At 41.9% G+C, this 15,353-nt stretch carries 15 protein-coding genes and 1 tRNA gene; 10 read left to right on the top strand and 6 right to left on the bottom strand.

Going from position 1 to position 15,353, the window contains the following annotated elements:
* The first annotated feature begins 9 nt into the window (after positions 1-9).
* The 6 genes from HX021_RS15780 to HX021_RS15755 all read left to right on the top strand — a co-directional run bounded on the left by HX021_RS15780 (position 10) and on the right by HX021_RS15755 (position 5,342).
* Positions 10-1,272 (top strand): aspartate kinase, encoded by a 1,263-nt coding sequence (locus HX021_RS15780; RefSeq protein WP_286591435.1) that lies wholly within the window; start codon positions 10-12, stop codon positions 1,270-1,272.
* Entirely contained in the window at positions 1,273-2,460 is a 1,188-nt protein-coding gene (locus tag HX021_RS15775) for a THUMP-like domain-containing protein (protein ID WP_286591434.1), read from the top strand. It abuts the gene before it with no gap.
* 46 nt (positions 2,461-2,506) lie between these two features.
* On the top strand, positions 2,507-3,496 hold the full coding sequence (locus HX021_RS15770; protein WP_286591433.1) for an LLM class flavin-dependent oxidoreductase: 990 nt from the start codon (positions 2,507-2,509) through the stop codon (positions 3,494-3,496).
* Between the two features lie 52 nt (positions 3,497-3,548).
* Positions 3,549-4,361, top strand: a complete 813-nt coding sequence (locus HX021_RS15765; RefSeq protein WP_286591432.1) for a hypothetical protein — start codon at positions 3,549-3,551, stop codon at positions 4,359-4,361.
* 73 nt (positions 4,362-4,434) lie between these two features.
* Positions 4,435-4,827, top strand: a complete 393-nt coding sequence (locus tag HX021_RS15760) for a hypothetical protein (RefSeq protein ID WP_286591431.1) — start codon at positions 4,435-4,437, stop codon at positions 4,825-4,827.
* 95 nt (positions 4,828-4,922) lie between these two features.
* Positions 4,923-5,342, top strand: a complete 420-nt coding sequence (locus HX021_RS15755) for a c-type cytochrome (protein WP_286591430.1) — start codon at positions 4,923-4,925, stop codon at positions 5,340-5,342.
* Positions 5,343-5,599: 257 nt separating this feature from the next.
* Here HX021_RS15755 and HX021_RS15750 read toward each other — a convergent pair.
* Positions 5,600-5,679: transfer RNA gene (locus HX021_RS15750), tRNA-Leu, on the bottom strand.
* A gap of 181 nt (positions 5,680-5,860) precedes the next feature.
* Between HX021_RS15750 and HX021_RS15745 the strand changes: the two genes are divergently transcribed.
* Positions 5,861-6,814, top strand: coding sequence for an aldo/keto reductase (locus HX021_RS15745; protein WP_286591429.1), 954 nt, complete (start codon positions 5,861-5,863; stop codon positions 6,812-6,814).
* A 254-nt stretch (positions 6,815-7,068) separates the two neighbouring features.
* Here the strand turns inward: HX021_RS15745 and coaD are convergent, their stop codons facing one another.
* The 3 genes from coaD to HX021_RS15730 are packed head-to-tail and all read right to left on the bottom strand — an operon-like array spanning position 7,069 to position 8,871.
* Entirely contained in the window at positions 7,069-7,542 is a 474-nt protein-coding gene (gene coaD, locus HX021_RS15740; RefSeq protein ID WP_286591428.1) for a pantetheine-phosphate adenylyltransferase, read from the bottom strand.
* A 1-nt stretch (position 7,543) separates the two neighbouring features.
* Entirely contained in the window at positions 7,544-8,083 is a 540-nt protein-coding gene (locus tag HX021_RS15735; protein WP_286591427.1) for an RsmD family RNA methyltransferase, read from the bottom strand.
* Positions 8,074-8,871, bottom strand: a complete 798-nt coding sequence (locus HX021_RS15730) for a DUF3822 family protein (protein WP_286591426.1) — start codon at positions 8,869-8,871, stop codon at positions 8,074-8,076. The genes HX021_RS15735 and HX021_RS15730 overlap by 10 nt, the downstream gene beginning before the upstream one ends.
* 85 nt (positions 8,872-8,956) lie before the next feature.
* Here HX021_RS15730 and HX021_RS15725 point away from each other — a divergent pair, with 85 nt between their 5' ends.
* The 3 genes from HX021_RS15725 to HX021_RS15715 all read left to right on the top strand — a co-directional run bounded on the left by HX021_RS15725 (position 8,957) and on the right by HX021_RS15715 (position 13,498).
* Positions 8,957-10,381: an ATP-dependent DNA helicase gene (locus tag HX021_RS15725; protein ID WP_286591425.1), complete on the top strand. Its 1,425-nt coding sequence runs from the start codon at positions 8,957-8,959 to the stop codon at positions 10,379-10,381.
* Between the two features lie 86 nt (positions 10,382-10,467).
* Complete coding sequence (locus tag HX021_RS15720; RefSeq protein WP_286591424.1) at positions 10,468-12,948, top strand: S9 family peptidase; 2,481 nt, start codon at positions 10,468-10,470, stop codon at positions 12,946-12,948.
* A gap of 7 nt (positions 12,949-12,955) precedes the next feature.
* Positions 12,956-13,498, top strand: a complete 543-nt coding sequence (locus HX021_RS15715) for a HEAT-like fold family protein (RefSeq protein ID WP_286591422.1) — start codon at positions 12,956-12,958, stop codon at positions 13,496-13,498.
* Between the two features lie 37 nt (positions 13,499-13,535).
* On the opposite strand, the gene ruvB is transcribed toward HX021_RS15715, so the two are convergent.
* Positions 13,536-14,561 (bottom strand): Holliday junction branch migration DNA helicase RuvB, encoded by a 1,026-nt coding sequence (gene ruvB / locus HX021_RS15710; protein WP_286591420.1) that lies wholly within the window; start codon positions 14,559-14,561, stop codon positions 13,536-13,538.
* Positions 14,562-14,569: 8 nt separating this feature from the next.
* A complete protein-coding gene (locus HX021_RS15705) occupies positions 14,570-15,310 on the bottom strand; it encodes a polyprenol monophosphomannose synthase (protein WP_286591419.1) in 741 nt (246 codons plus the stop codon).
* Positions 15,311-15,353: the final 43 nt, after the last annotated feature.

Below are 15,353 nucleotides of genomic sequence, written 5' to 3'. Positions count from 1 at the left end.
TTAAAATAAATGCAGGTTTTTAAATTTGGAGGTGCATCTGTGAAAGATGCAGAAAGTGTCAGGAATTCGGCCCGAATTATTGCGAAATACAAAGGTGATGCTTTGTTGGTCGTCATATCGGCCATGGGGAAGACAACAAACCTTCTGGAGAAGCTGACCAAGGAATATTATAATAACACAGGCCTGCAGTTTCAAACCTTGGAAGAAGCTAAAGCATTCCATTTTCAGATTCTTCAGGACCTTTTTCCTCATGGAAACCATTCTATATTTGATGAAATCGCCAATTGCTTTGTCGAGATCGAATGGATCTTGGAAGAAGATCCTCAGGACTCCTATGATTATCTATTTGACCAAATTGTATCCATGGGGGAACTGATTTCTACTAAAATCGTTGCGGCGTATGTGGCTTCTATTGGTGAAAAAGTCAAATGGCTAGATGCCAGAGACTACATCCTGACAGATAATACTTACCGGGAAGCCGTGGTCGACTGGACCAAAACGGAAGAAAAAATTCGTGCCGAACTGCCTGCAATTCTGGATGAGTATATCGTGATCACACAGGGTTTTTTAGGGGGAACATCGGAAAATTTCACCACCACGCTTGGCCGCGAAGGATCTGATTACTCTGCCGCAATCTTTGCCTCTTGTCTGAACGCCGAGAACGTGACGATCTGGAAGGATGTACCGGGTGTACTGAATGCCGATCCAAAATGGTTTGAAAAAACAGAATTGATTCCAGAATTATCTTATACAGATGCCATCGAATTGACGTATTATGGTGCCACTGTGATCCATCCAAAGACCATTAAACCATTGCAGAATAAGAAGATTGCGTTGAATGTACGTTCTTTTGTCGATCCTGAATCTCCTGGAACAGTGATCAGAAGTACGAATCAGACCTTGCCCGTTCCCTCATTTATCTTTAAAGTAAACCAGATTTTTATTTCCATCTCACCCAGGGACTTCTCTTTTATTGTTGAGGATAACCTTCGGGATATTTTTAACCTGTTCCATGAGTATCGTATCAAAATCAATATGATGCATAATACGGCGATCAATTTTACCGTATCTGTGGATGACACGGGGAAAAACCTGGTGGACCTGATCAGTGAACTTGAGCAGCGATTTAAGGTTAAGTATGAATCGGGACTAGAGTTGATCACTATCCGTTATTACAATCAGGAGACTATCGACCGTGTTTTAGTGGATAAGGAAGTGATCAGTGAACTAAAGGATACCTATACCTGTCAGCTTCTCGTTAAGAAAATATAAATGAATACATTGATCCTTCAAAAGGAGATACAGCAGTTTTTGGAAGAAAACATGCATGAATCGCCTACAAAAATAGCGTTAAAGAAATCTCCTTTTGAAGGAATAACATCATCTGAACTAGCGGCACAACTTGACGGCAGACAACGTATACTGGCAAAGATCCCCTTATGGGCAGAAAGCCCGGGGATATATTTTCCCGCTAAACTAAATCTTGAACAGTGCTCTTCGGAAAAAACAGCTTTGTTTAAGTGTTCGCTAATCAATAGCGGTACCAGGCTGATCGATGTAACAAGTGGTTTCGGTGTGGACAGTTTTTATTTTTCCACCCGGGCAGACCAGGTGGTCTCCTGTGAACTGAACCCCGATCTGGCGGCTATTTCATCACATAACGCTGGGGTGCTGGGTGCCAACAATATTAAGGTTGTCGCAACAGATGGTGTCGATTATATCCGCCATCTGGGAAATGAGCAGTTCGATTACATCTATTTGGACCCCTCCCGACGGGTGCAAAACAAAAAAGTCTTTCTGCTGGATGAATGTGAACCCAATATAGTCGCTTTGCAGGATGAGTTTTTGCAACGTTCGCCAGTGGTCATGAGCAAACTGGCTCCCTTATTGGATATTTCTTCCGCAATGAGCATGCTAAAACATGTCCGGGATATTTATGTCGTTTCTTTACAAAATGACTGTAAGGAGCTTATTTTTATTCAGCAGAAAGGCTTCTCGGGACAGACGACAATTCATGCAGTCCGGCTATTTAAAGAACAACAGCAGTCAGTTTCTTTTACTTATGAGGACGAACGGATGGCGGTAGTGGATTATAGCTCCCCCCTTTCTTATGTATATGAACCCGACGTAGCACTGACCAAAGCCGGGGCCTTTAAGACGATTGCCAAACAATTTGATCTGCAGAAACTGCATAAAAATACACATCTCTATACGGCTGACCGCAAGATCATCGGTTTCCCAGGCAAGCTATTCCTCGTCAAAAAGGTGGAATCTTTTACGGATTTCAAAAAAAGTAAAAGCCAGCTGACATCCAATATTATCGCGAAAAATTTCCCGCTAAAAACCGAGGAGATTAAGAAGAAATTCAAAATCAAAGACGGCAACGATTCATTTACCTTCTTCACCACGACAGTGAATGATCAATTTACTGTCATACATACACAACGAATCCTAGAATAGACAATTTTATTACAATTGTCGATTTTGTTCTGTGTAATTTTAATGCATGGATAAAATCGTATTATCAGCATTGGACTTAGCTCCCGTTAAAAAGGGAGAAAATGCGGCGAGTGCGCTTGCCCGAACGGTAAAAATTGCTCAACATATAGAAAAGCTAGATTTTGAAAGAATTTGGGTCGCTGAACATCATAATATGGAATATATTGCGAGCTCGGCCACTGCCCTCCTGATACAGCATATTGCATCACATACCAAGCAGCTGCGGGTAGGCTCTGGGGGCATCATGCTGCCCAATCATGCACCACTGGTGATTGCCGAGCAATTTGGCACCTTGGAGACTTTATTTCCCGGACGTATCGACCTGGGCTTGGGACGGGCACCAGGGACCGATCAACTGACCGCAATGGCATTGCGGAGAAATAACCTGAATACTGCATTTCAATTTCCGCAGGATGTCAAAGATCTGCAGCGTTACTTTAGCGCTGACAACTATGACGCAAAAGTACGTGCTTTCCCCGGCGAAGGGCTGGATATCCCCTTATACATCTTGGGGTCAAGCACAGATAGTGCCTATTTAGCCGCAAGCTTAGGCCTTCCCTATGCATTTGCCACTCATTTTGCTCCGGCACAATTTGCTTCTGCCAGTATGATTTATCATCAGAATTTTGTGCCATCAGCAGCTTTGGAAAAACCTTATTTTATCGCTTGTGTCAATGTGATTGCCGCAGACAGCACCGAAGAGGCGGAGCATCTGTCCACCAGCTTTTACAATCTTTTTGCGGGTATCGTGACCAATACAAGAAGACCTTTGTCCGCTCCAACTGATGAAGTGATCTACAAAGGTATTCCGGCAATTGAACAAGCCGTGCACAGTATGGCTTCCTGCGCCTTTATTGGAGACAAGACTAAAATCGCTGCTGAAATGGATAAATTTGTGAAAGATCATCAAGTGGATGAAATTATGGCGACTTCCTATATCTTCGATGATGAAAAATGCCTTAAATCCTTTTCATTACTCCGGGAGATACAGGATTAAGCTAGCCTTAATATACCGTAAATTTTATATCTTTAAGTAAAATTTACGGTATATGAATAGATACGTTGTCTTTGCCTTGGCTGCTTTCAGTTTGCTTGTGCAGGCATGCAATAACCCAACATCCACAAAAAAAACGACCACTATAGATTCACTGGTTCCGGAAGATAGCCTTGCTTTATCGGTGAAAGATACAGCCACTCGCCCATTGTCCCTCCAGGCGGATAGTGCAAGGGGGCAGCTGCTTTTAATCCGCAGTTACCGCATGTGGGAAAAGGAAGATCCCACGGCGGTCTTGAATAAAGATTGGCTTGATCTATATGAGGAAGACGGAAAATTTTACCTGGCAAAGGTGGACTACGAAATCAAAGATAGCTATGATGAATGTGCCCAAGTCCCCTCAAAAAGTGTTGAGTCAAAGAGAAATTCACTCCTATTTCTAAATATTAAAGGACTTCAGACAGGAGCTGTTGAACATGTCGAGATCAGCCATTCGGAGATCTGGCCAAAGGAATCGGTAAATTATACCTTTAAAAATCAACAGATTACCCTTAAAGCCAGTGGGAACATCAAATCTACAGAAGTGCAAACCGACGGAAAAGGACATGAAAAGATCTTTCACGAAGTAGCAAATTACAGGCTGAGCTATGTATTGGGTGCCACGAATAAGGCCTATGAGATCTTTCATATCGATCAATATGACAATGTATTTATGGCTACCCGATTTGTGGGCGATATCGACCGCGATGGACAACTGGACTTTATCTTTTCTAACCCCAGTCATTATGAAGAAGAATCGATATTGTTGATGCTTTCCAATCATGGTGTGCCTTTGGTATTTGAGGCTGATGTACAATTTGATTGCTAGTAAAACAATGAGTCGAATCAAAACATATGTTTTTAACTGAAAAAAGTCTTAATTTAGCCCAAAATTTACATCCATGAAGTTATTCAGATCTTTCGCTGTGCTGCCCCTGTTCTTTGTTGCCTTAGTCCTTTCATGTGCAAAAAATGAAAGCCCGGAAGGTGAAACAGCTGACGCTTCTGGAAGTTTTGTTGGCCGTGTCCAGTATCAGGGCAATTCCATTGAAGTGGACCGGGACAATAGACTGATGCGTGTCCTACGTGACGGGGGCACAAATACATATAAAATTGAATTTTACACCGGGATCCCGAATATTACTGGCGTTATATTTGAAAAACCCAACGATAGTACATGGGTGTCCACCGATACTGCAACCCTCAAATCAGTTAAAATATCCGGTAAAATCCTTGAAATAGATTATAGATCGAATGGTGAGAGCTGGGTGGTGGAAAAAGCAGTACGCAAATAAGCCATCTCTTTCATAAATGTCATAATAATTTCATTTTTCTATTTGTTTGATTTCCTATTTTCCTTATATTTAGCTAAGCATAAAGGAGAAGAGAAATGAAACACATGAAGAAAATAGGCGCTATTGCCTCTGTATTTGCTATTGCCGCAGCGTTAAGCGCCTTTAGTTTCCAGCAGGAAAAACCTCAGGAAGAACCCAAACCGACCAATCTGAAAGTTCTCCCCAAAAATATTTCACATGATGAATTGATCGCCACAATGAAGGAATTTAATGTGGCTTTGGGTGTGAAATGTGGTTTCTGCCATGCTCCTTCAAAGGAAGATCCGAAGAAACTTGACTTTGCAAGTGATGAAAATCATAAAAAAGAAATTGGACGTGCCATGATTAAAATGACCCAGAAGATCAATAAAAAGTATTTTAATCGGAGCTGGGACAACACACCTGCTAAAGCTATTTCTTGTAAAACATGCCATGGAGGAAAAGAAACTCCGGAAATGGTCCTGGCAAAAAACTAATCAAATTACATATGCAAGCAACACCATAAGACTAATGTCCTATGGTGTTTTTTTATGATGTATAGCCATGTGGTATGCATGGGAACTCCGGACGAAATATTTACGCTGAAAAAACAGCTGCAAAACTTGACTTATTTCACATTGGTCAGGATAATAGGTAATTTTGCGGTTTATAAAAAAGGCAATTGGCTGTTCATATGTTGGTACAATCGCTTGATAAAAAAAAGCCTTCTCTACATGATGTAAAGAAGGCTTTGTACCCGGAGCCGGAGTCGAACCGGCACGGTTTCCCACTGGTGTTTGAGACCAGCGCGTCTACCAATTCCGCCATCCGGGCATATCCGTTTGGGATGATGCAAAAGTAAGGAAAGTTTTTATTTTTCCAAACTATCTCCTATTCCTTTTCTTAAACTTACTGAAAATGAATCAGAAATTTTTCTGATTCATTTTTAAGGTCTTCCTATCAGGCGCTGAAATACTGTTTTTTTCTTAATTTTAAGCTATAAATAAGCATAATCATGGAAAAGGTAAAATTAGGAAATAGCGAAATCGAATTTAAGCCAATCGTGTTCGGCGGTAATGTTTTTGGATGGACTGTGGATGAACAACAGTCATTTGCCATTTTGGATGCATTTGTGGATATGGGCTTTAGTCTTATTGATACTTCTAATAATTATTCGCACTGGGTGCCGGGGCATACCGGATCTGAATCTGAAACTATCCTTGGCAAGTGGATAAAGAAAAGGGATATACGTAACAAGATCCAAATTGCCACCAAAGTCGGCGGACGTAGAATAGACAATAGCAAACCGAACCTGGCAAAAGATTATATCATTAAGTCTGTTGAAGAATCGCTTACCCGACTACAAATCGATACCATTGATTTGTATCAGTCCCACTACGATGATCTGACTACGGGCGTGGATGAAACACTCGAAGCTTATCAGCACCTGATACAGGCAGGGAAAATAAAATGGATCGGCGCCTCTAATTTAAGTCCGGAGCGTATAATGGAATCATTGGCCTCTGCAGAAGAGCATAACCTTCCTTCCTATGTTGCTATTCAGCCGGAGTATAATTTATATGACCGGGCCAAGTATGAAAATCAATACGAACAGCTAGCCCTAGATAATCACCTTGGCGTAATTACATATTATTCCTTAGCTAGTGGCTTTCTTTCAGGTAAATATAGAACCATTGATGATGTGCAAAATGCCAAACGCGTGGATGCGCTGCGGGAACGATTTAATGAACGCGGTATACGCATTTTAGATGCCCTGGCAACTGTCGCGCATAATCAACAAGTATCCATGACGACAATTGCCCTGGCCTGGATACTTCACCGTCCTTCAGTGACGGCTCCCATCGTAAGTGCAACATCAATACAGCAGCTTGAGGAATTGGCCAAAGCGGTAGAAGTCAAACTGACTAATCAAGAAATGGAACTTTTGGACAGCGCTAGCATGCCCTAAAGGAAAATCAAGATAACAAAGCCCTAATATACTGTCAATAAATGCCTTATATTTAAGGGAAGGTTTATTCAGAATATTATTTGGCAGCCTTCGGTACGAATGGCCTTGTTTGCCCAGTTCAATAGAAACAACTACTTAATGTAGGTTTTGTAAGTGGTTAAAAACCAATAGATAGAAAAATAGCGCAAAATATTATTTTGCGCTATTTTATATTTATAAACACCCCATATAAGCAGGGGAAGATCTGTTTATACTTATTTTTTACCGCTCAACAAGCTGAGCACTTGCTCGGGAACCATGGCACTGATATCCCCCCCGTTAAACCAGACATCACGTACGATGGTCGAGGATATGTGCGCTTTGCCAGACCGGCTCATAAGAAAGTAGCTTTCAATAGCCGTGTTGAGCAGCAAGTTATTCTGTGCTATGGCATTTTCAAATTCGAAATCATTGGTATTTCGAAGCCCCCGCAAAATATACTTGGCTCCTATTTCCTGGCAGAAATCGACGGTCAGGCCTTTGTATTTTACCACTTCAATTGCTGGAATATCGTTAAAAATACTGCTGATGGTATCGACACGCTCATCGTGATTCAACATTCCTTGTTTATTTGCATTATACCCTACGGCGATAATGATCTTATCAAATAAAGGCATCGCCCGTTCCACCAAGTCTTGATGGGCTAACGTAAAAGGGTCAAACGAGCCGGGAAAAACAGCAATTTTCATATTAAATAGTATTAGAATAAAAGGAAAATGAGGAATAACCGTATTTTCTGGTTTCTATAAAATTGGGATGTGCTTCCAATTGCCTTGTGGATGGGTGCTCAATAACAAGAAGCCCATTTTCATTTAACAGATTGCTCTCGAAGATCAACCTTGGCAACTGGGGTAACTTGGGTATATCATACGGGGGGTCGGCGAAAATTAAATCGTACGTATTTTTGCAAGCGGCAATATATTTAAATACATCGGCTTTCCGTGGACTGATCTGCTGCAATTGCATTTTTTTTGCGGTATCTGCGATGTATTGGACACATTTGAAATGCAAGTCAATAGCGTCAATATGTCGGACACCACGAGAAGCAAGCTCAAAGCTGATATTTCCGGTACCTGCAAATAGGTCCAGGCAGTTCAGCTCTTCAAATTCGAGCTTATTCAATAAAATATTGAATAAAGCTTCTTTGGCAATATCAGTGGTTGGTCTCACAGGTAAATTTGTGGGCGGATTTAACCGGATGCCACCTAAACGTCCTCCTATTATTCGCATAGCACGGAATCAAATAATACATGGTATGGTGTCAGGTTAAGGCTGACATCCTTATCTGCTAAAACCACTTTGGTCTTCAGGTCCAATACCTCGATATCTCCGGCATAGGCTGCAATACGTGCATAATAGGATTCGTTGGGGACTTCACCTGAAAGAAGAACCTTATTGATTGAATTGCCCAAATGGAACTGGGTCAAAATGGTCAATATATAATAACTGATATCATCGAGATGGTGAATCTCAAAGTTATTGTAAAATTGAAAGGCACCATTCTTGAAGAGATAGAAATCAACCAGATGATCGGTGACAAAATGTAAGCCCAGAACATTACCCCGAATGGATATCCGTTCTTGAGCGCGATCCAGAACAACAGCAAATTCGGGTAGAATAATAGCGTCCGGGAACAACCTCCGCCAGCGGTTTACCAATAACATATCATATTGATATAGCGCTACTAAATTCAGATTATCTAAACTATAAATAAATGTATTTTCAAGGTCCGAGGTACCTAAAAAAGGAAGATACTGCTCCATATTGTCCTGCTGAAAAACTTCTTTAGGAATAAAGGTAAAACTCTGATGAGGGATAACAACCCGAACAAATCGAAAAGGAAGACTCATGATACGAGTGGCTTCTAAAATCGGTTCCTCCGATGGGTATTCGATCAATATCGGAGCCACTGATTTCTTGTCGATTACCGCCAATACATCTTTTTGAAAGCCGGCCTTCACCAAAAGATTATATTCTGGAAGGTAATGAATGTTGAATTGTTTTGAAATATAATTCATTCGCTGAATTGTAAAAAATAAAACTTGCTAAAGCAAAAATAGCTTTTTCTAGAGGATAAGACAAACCTTTTAAATAACTTTGGGGGTGTTCGTCAAAAATCTTTTAATACAGCAATTTCCATGGCAACCAACCGCACAGCAGTTGGAAGCCTTTGAATTATTGGAAGAGTTCCTACTTGCCTTTGATAGGCATTCCTGTTTTGTACTTAAAGGATATGCCGGCACCGGAAAGACTACCTTGATCGCATCTTTGGTCAAGGTGCTGCCAGCACTGAAGAAGCGGGCAGTGTTGTTGGCCCCTACAGGTAGAGCTGCCAAAGTTATGAGTTATTATTCTGGAAGAAAAGCGCTTACGATCCACAAAAAGATCTATAGAAAAAAATCTGCTGTCTCCTTTCAACTGGATTTTACTCTGGCGGAGAACCTGCATGAAGACACTCTATTTATTGTCGATGAAGCATCGATGATTTCCAATGAATCGGTCAATGTTTTTTCGAAAAGCCTGCTGGATGACCTCATCCGTTTTGTTCAGTCCGGCAAAAATTGCACGCTTCTATTCGTGGGGGATACGGCTCAGCTCCCTCCTGTGGGCCTCCTGGACAGCCCTGCATTAAACCCCCATTATCTTGAGCATGAATTTCATCTTTGTATCTACCCCGTTGAACTCACCACAGTAGTACGACAGTCAAAAGATTCAGGGATACTCTATAATGCGACAAAAATACGCGAAGAAATTACCGCTGATGCGGAAGGGGAAAACAGCTTTCCTTTCCCAAAATTTATAACCAGCAGTTTTAAAGATATTTATAGAATGACAGGTGAACGGCTGATTGAAGGAATAAATTATGCTTATGATAAATATGGCGTAGAAAATACGATGATCATCTGCCGCTCAAATCGTTCTGCAAATCTGTATAATCAGAATATAAGAAATAGAATTTTGTTTAGGGACGAGGAATTGACGGGTGGCGATTATATCATGGTGGTGAAAAATAATTACTTCTGGCTACAGGAGAATAATATGGGGGATGGATTTATAGCGAACGGAGATATGGCCAAGGTCCGCAAAGTGAGCAATATACACGATCAGCATGGATACAGGTTTGCCGATGTTACGCTGGAATTTGTGGATATGGATGAAATAGAACCGATCACCTGCCGGGTCATTCTGGACAGTCTCTATGCTGATGGGCCAAGTTTATCGTATGAAAAGCAGAAAGTGCTTTATGAAGAGATTGCGATCGACTATGCTGACATCCTCAATAAAAAGGACCGCCTGGAGGCTATAAAAAAGGATCCCTATTACAACGCACTGCAGATCAAATTTGCCTTTGCCATTACTTGCCACAAAGCACAGGGCGGACAATGGCCCATTGTATTTGTTGATCAGGGCTATCTCAACGATGAGATGCTGGACCTGGAGTTTCTCCGGTGGTTATATACGGGTATTACCCGGGCCACTAAAGAGCTTTTCTTGGTCAATTTCAATGAAAAGTTTTATCCATCATAGGATTATTACACGAATCGCTGGTGGGATTTGGTAATTATGGATATTTTTACGGGCACGATTATACAATTATTATCTATATTCATTTAATGCGTAAATTTTATTTTATTTTTGCAACCAGTTTATTGCCCTATATTAGCGCTGCACAACAGGTAAAAGAACCATCTGTAAAACCTAATTATCAGTTAGCTGCCAAATTTTCTCCGGAAAAATTAAAAAAAATGATTTTTTCCACGAGTATCAAGCCTAATTGGATCCACTTCTCGGACCGTTTTTGGTACGATTATGCAAGTCCAGAAGGACGCAACTGGTATATCGTTAATCCTTCCTTAAAGAAGAAAGATCTGCTTTTTGACAATGCTCATGTCGCCGCACAGATCACGAAAATTGTCAAAAATCCCGTTGACGCCCAACATTTGGAATTGCAGGGCCTGCGATTTACCAAGGATGAGAAAAAACTACGTTTTCAGATACAGAGTACCAAAGACACGCTCAAATCCAAGGAAGAAATCGAGCAGTTGAAAAACAAATCTGACAGCATTAAGAAAAAGCTTTTTTATCTGGAGTATGACCTGGCCACACAGTCTGTGCGTGAGATCAGCGATTCGACGAAGGTCAAACCACCATTGAGTTGGGCAAGCTTCTCCCCGGACACAAATACCGTATATTTTGCCAAAGGCTACAACCTGTATTGGATGGATAGAGCCAACTACCTGAAAGCGGTAAAAAATGAAAAAGATAGCACCATCGTCGAGCATCAGATTACAAAAGATGGGGTGCAATATTATGCCTGGGGCGGTGATGAATATAGTACAACCACAGGAGGCGAAAAGGAAAAGGAACCAAAACGTAAGCCTGCACGGATAAATTGGTCGCCGGATGGCCGCTATTTTACGATGACCAGAAAGGATAACAGATCGCTGAACCCCTTATGGGTGATTAATCATGTAGCCTCTCCCCGCCCGACACTGGAGACGTACAAATATCAAATGCCGGGTGAGGTTGATTCTACAGAAACAGAACTCTATCTCTTTGATGCAGCAACAAAAAGTCCACGCCGCATAAACATTGCCGCATTTAAAAACCAGACGATATCGACCTGGACAAAAACGCCGGATAAAAACTCATATAAGGATGATTATTTTACCAACTACTGGTTGGGTGATAATGAAGAATTTTATATTTCCCGCTCAAGCCGTGATCTGAAGAGGGTTGACCTTTTAAAGATCCATGTCAATGGAACGGTCAGCCCTATTATTCAGGAGCGTTCAAATGTGTATTTGGATGTTCAAAAGCCCTTATTGGTCGATCAAGGAAAACGATTGATACACTGGTCGGAACGAGATGGCTGGGGACATTATTATCTTTACGATGTCAATGGTACGCTGATTAACCAAATTACGAAAGGAAGTTTTCACTGTGAAGCGATCACGGGAGCAGATCACAGTAGCCAAACCTTGTTTTTTACAGCTTCCGGAAGAGAAAAAGATGAAGATCCCTACTATCTGCATCAGTATAGCATCAATTTCAATGGCAGCGGGATTAAACTCCTGAATTCTGGCAATTTTGATCACCAGGTCGAGATGAGCGAATCATCCAAGTACTTTGTCGACAATTATTCCAGGGTGAACACGGTTCCAGCATCTGTACTATACAATACCAAAGGCCAAAAAATCATGAGCCTGGAAAAGGCGGATCTATCTTTATTGTTTGCAGCGGGCTATAAATTTCCGGAGCCATTCAAAGTGAAAGCCGGTGATGGAACAACTGACCTGTATGGTGTGCTTTATAAACCATTTGATTTTGACAGCACGCGGACATACCCCATCGTTGAATATGTCTATCCGGGACCACAGACTGAAGCGGTCAACAAATCCTTTGGCCGGAGCATGGACCGGATTGATCGGCTGGCCCAGTTTGGTTTTATCGTGATCACTGTCGGTAATCGTGGTGGACACCCCTCGCGTTCCCAGTGGTATCATACCTATGGTTATGGTAATTTGCGCGATTATGGTTTAGAGGATAAAAAAGTTGCTGCGGAACAACTTGCCGACCGTTATAAATACATGGATATAAATCGCGTGGGTATTACAGGGCATTCCGGTGGAGGTTTTATGTCCACAGCAGCCATGCTGGTCTATCCCGATTTCTTTAAAGTCGCAGTATCTGGAGCTGGAAATCATGAAAATCAGATCTACAATCGGTGGTGGAGTGAGCGTCACCACGGTGTGACAGAAAAGGTCTCAGCTAAAGGTGACACCACCTTTTCCTATCAGATCCACAAAAATACGGAGCTTGCCAAAAATCTTAAAGGCCGCTTACTGATCGCAACAGGTGATATCGACAACAATGTGCATCCGGCCAACTCCATCCGTATGGTGGACGCCTTGATTAAAGCCAATAAACGGTTTGATTTTCTATTACTGCCTGGTCAGCGACACGCTTTTGGCGAAATGACTGAATATTTCTTCTGGAAGATGGGGGATTATTTCAGCCAGCACCTGCTGGGGGCTTCCAACATGGATGAAGTGGACATGGTGGAAATGAACCGGGAGAAACCGAAAAAATAGAGGTTCTATGACCTACGATGAAAAAATACATTTCCTGTCCGTTACCTTAAGATCATTTGAGGTGACGGACTTCTCTTTGGATATGCTCCAGGAAATCAGTCTGCAAGACCTGTTGGATATTTCCCTGGAGAAGAATAAAACGGTCTCCTTTAGGGCAGCCTGGGTCTTTGAAACCATTGTGCTCAAGGATACGCGTTTGTTGCAGGGCTTGTTGCCTTCCTTTTTCAGTAACATCAGGGAACAGAAAAACTGGAGTTGCCTGAGAAGTTATAGCAAACTGCTGATGTATCTGACCTCAAAGCAGAACCGGCTTTATCCGCTGGATGAACATATTGAGGTGGAAATTATCGAACATGCATTTCAGTGGGTTATTGACGAACAATGTCCTGTGGCTGTAGTGGTTAATTGTCTGGACATACTGAATCAATTGAGCCAGAAACATACATGGATAAAGGAAGAGCTTCTGGCTCAAATAAATTATTTTCAGCGGGTAAAGCCCAGCCCAGCCTTATTAAGCCGAACAAAGCGGATTCTCAAAAGCTACCGTTGATCAGCAAAGAGGGATGGTATATCAGGGCCAGGAAGGATTAAAATAGAGTATTGCTTCCATTGTTGTGGTTTGCCCGCCCCAGATGCCTGTAGGCTGCCTCAGTACATTCACGTCCCCTGGAGGTGCGCATAATGTAGCCTTCCTGGATCAAAAATGGCTCATAAACTTCCTCAATGGTGCCTTCATCCTCACCAACTGCTGTAGCTACAGTCTTTAGGCCGACGGGGCCGCCTTTAAATTTATCAATGATGGTGGATAAAATCTTGTTGTCCATTTCATCAAGCCCATTTTCATCGACATTCAAGGCATGCAGAGCATATTTGGCGATCTCTTGATCAATACTTCCATTTCCTTTGATTTGGGCGAAGTCCCGTGTGCGCCGCAGCAAGGCGTTGGCAATCCGTGGGGTTCCTCTGCTTCTTCGAGCTATTTCAAAAGCACCCTCATCGGAAATCGGTGTATTTAGGATATGGGCAGAGCGGAGTACTATGGTTGTCAATAACTTTGCATCATAATACTCAAGACGGGAATTGATACCAAAGCGAGCACGTAAAGGTGCTGTCAGCAATCCCGAACGGGTAGTTGCTCCGATTAATGTAAATGGGTTCAACGATATTTGAACAGACCTGGCATTGGGTCCTGTTTCCAGCATGATGTCAATCTTGAAATCTTCCATTGCTGAATAGAGATATTCTTCAACCAAAGGGCTCAGCCGGTGAATTTCATCAATAAATAAAACATCACCTTCTTCCAGGTTGGTCAATAGTCCTGCCAAGTCGCCAGGTTTATCGAGTACAGGCCCCGAAGTAATCTTTATACCAACGCCCATTTCGTTGGCAATGATATGGGATAAAGTCGTTTTCCCCAAACCTGGAGGACCATGTAATAATACATGATCGAGTGCCTCTCCTCTTAGTCGTGCAGCTTTCACAAAAATATTTAGATTCTCCAATATTTTTGCCTGGCCGGTAAAGTCTTCAAAAGCCTGCGGCCGCAATGCCCGTTCGATATCGCGATCGGTATTGTTCAAACGTTCTGGATTTGGATCTAAATTTTCATTCATAGCCCAATTTATTGATTTCTTTTATAACTTTTTCCGATACTTCCCAATTTCAGTTGAATGACACCAAAGAAAGCTTCTTTAAAGATACTGGTACTCATTTTTGATGTCCCTTCCGTTCTGTCCGTAAATATGATCGGTACTTCCACCACGTCGAAGCCATATTGTATTGCCGTAAATTTCATCTCAATCTGAAAGGCATAGCCCACAAATTTGATTTTATCTAGTGGAATCGTTTGTAGTACATCCCGTGTAAAACAAACGAAACCTGCCGTTGCATCCTGGATATTTATACCCGTAATGAGCCTGACATAGACCGAAGCAAAATAGGACATCAGCACCCTGCTCATTGGCCAGTTGACTACGTTGACACCTTTGATATAACGTGATCCAATGCTCATGTCAGCGCCATCCACACAGGCTTGCCGCAAACGGATCAGGTCTGCTGGATTATGACTGAAATCGGCATCCATTTCAAAAATGTACTGGTAGTGGCTCATCGTCAAAGCCCATTTAAACCCATGGATATAAGCGGTACCCAAGCCCAGTTTACCTCTTCGTTCTTCCAGAAACAGCCGCCCCTGAAATTCATCTCGCTGGAGACCTTTGACAATATCGGCGGTTCCATCCGGGGAACCATCATCCACGATCAAAATATCAAATGCATAGGATAAGGAAAAAACTGTGCGAATGATTTTTTCAATATTTTCCTTCTCGTTATATGTCGGAATGATAACTAAACTATCGGTCACTTTTCTTTTATTTAAGACCAGTAAAGGTAACAATTTAAGGCTA

Origin of the sequence: Sphingobacterium sp. N143, from assembly GCF_030325625.1 — a bacterium.
Lineage (GTDB): Bacteria > Bacteroidota > Bacteroidia > Sphingobacteriales > Sphingobacteriaceae > Sphingobacterium.
The sequence above is the reverse complement of the archived record's forward strand: the minus strand, read 5'-3'. Positions and strand labels throughout refer to the sequence as shown.

What these genes read in the sequence shown, in the direction of transcription:
- HX021_RS15780 (WP_286591435.1), top strand. Translation starts at nt 10, where the DNA reads ATGCAGGTTTTTAAATTTGGAGGTGCATCTGTGAAAGATGCAGAAAGT.
- coaD (WP_286591428.1), bottom strand. Translation starts at nt 7,542, where the DNA reads ATGAAAATTGCTGTTTTTCCCGGCTCGTTTGACCCTTTTACGTTAGCC.
- HX021_RS15765 (WP_286591432.1), top strand. Translation starts at nt 3,549, where the DNA reads ATGAATAGATACGTTGTCTTTGCCTTGGCTGCTTTCAGTTTGCTTGTG.
- HX021_RS15760 (WP_286591431.1), top strand. Translation starts at nt 4,435, where the DNA reads ATGAAGTTATTCAGATCTTTCGCTGTGCTGCCCCTGTTCTTTGTTGCC.
- HX021_RS15755 (WP_286591430.1), top strand. Translation starts at nt 4,923, where the DNA reads ATGAAACACATGAAGAAAATAGGCGCTATTGCCTCTGTATTTGCTATT.
- HX021_RS15715 (WP_286591422.1), top strand. Translation starts at nt 12,956, where the DNA reads ATGACCTACGATGAAAAAATACATTTCCTGTCCGTTACCTTAAGATCA.
- HX021_RS15730 (WP_286591426.1), bottom strand. Translation starts at nt 8,871, where the DNA reads ATGAATTATATTTCAAAACAATTCAACATTCATTACCTTCCAGAATAT.
- HX021_RS15775 (WP_286591434.1), top strand. Translation starts at nt 1,273, where the DNA reads ATGAATACATTGATCCTTCAAAAGGAGATACAGCAGTTTTTGGAAGAA.
- ruvB (WP_286591420.1), bottom strand. Translation starts at nt 14,561, where the DNA reads ATGAATGAAAATTTAGATCCAAATCCAGAACGTTTGAACAATACCGAT.
- HX021_RS15735 (WP_286591427.1), bottom strand. Translation starts at nt 8,083, where the DNA reads ATGCGAATAATAGGAGGACGTTTAGGTGGCATCCGGTTAAATCCGCCC.
- HX021_RS15720 (WP_286591424.1), top strand. Translation starts at nt 10,468, where the DNA reads ATGCGTAAATTTTATTTTATTTTTGCAACCAGTTTATTGCCCTATATT.
- HX021_RS15770 (WP_286591433.1), top strand. Translation starts at nt 2,507, where the DNA reads ATGGATAAAATCGTATTATCAGCATTGGACTTAGCTCCCGTTAAAAAG.
- HX021_RS15745 (WP_286591429.1), top strand. Translation starts at nt 5,861, where the DNA reads ATGGAAAAGGTAAAATTAGGAAATAGCGAAATCGAATTTAAGCCAATC.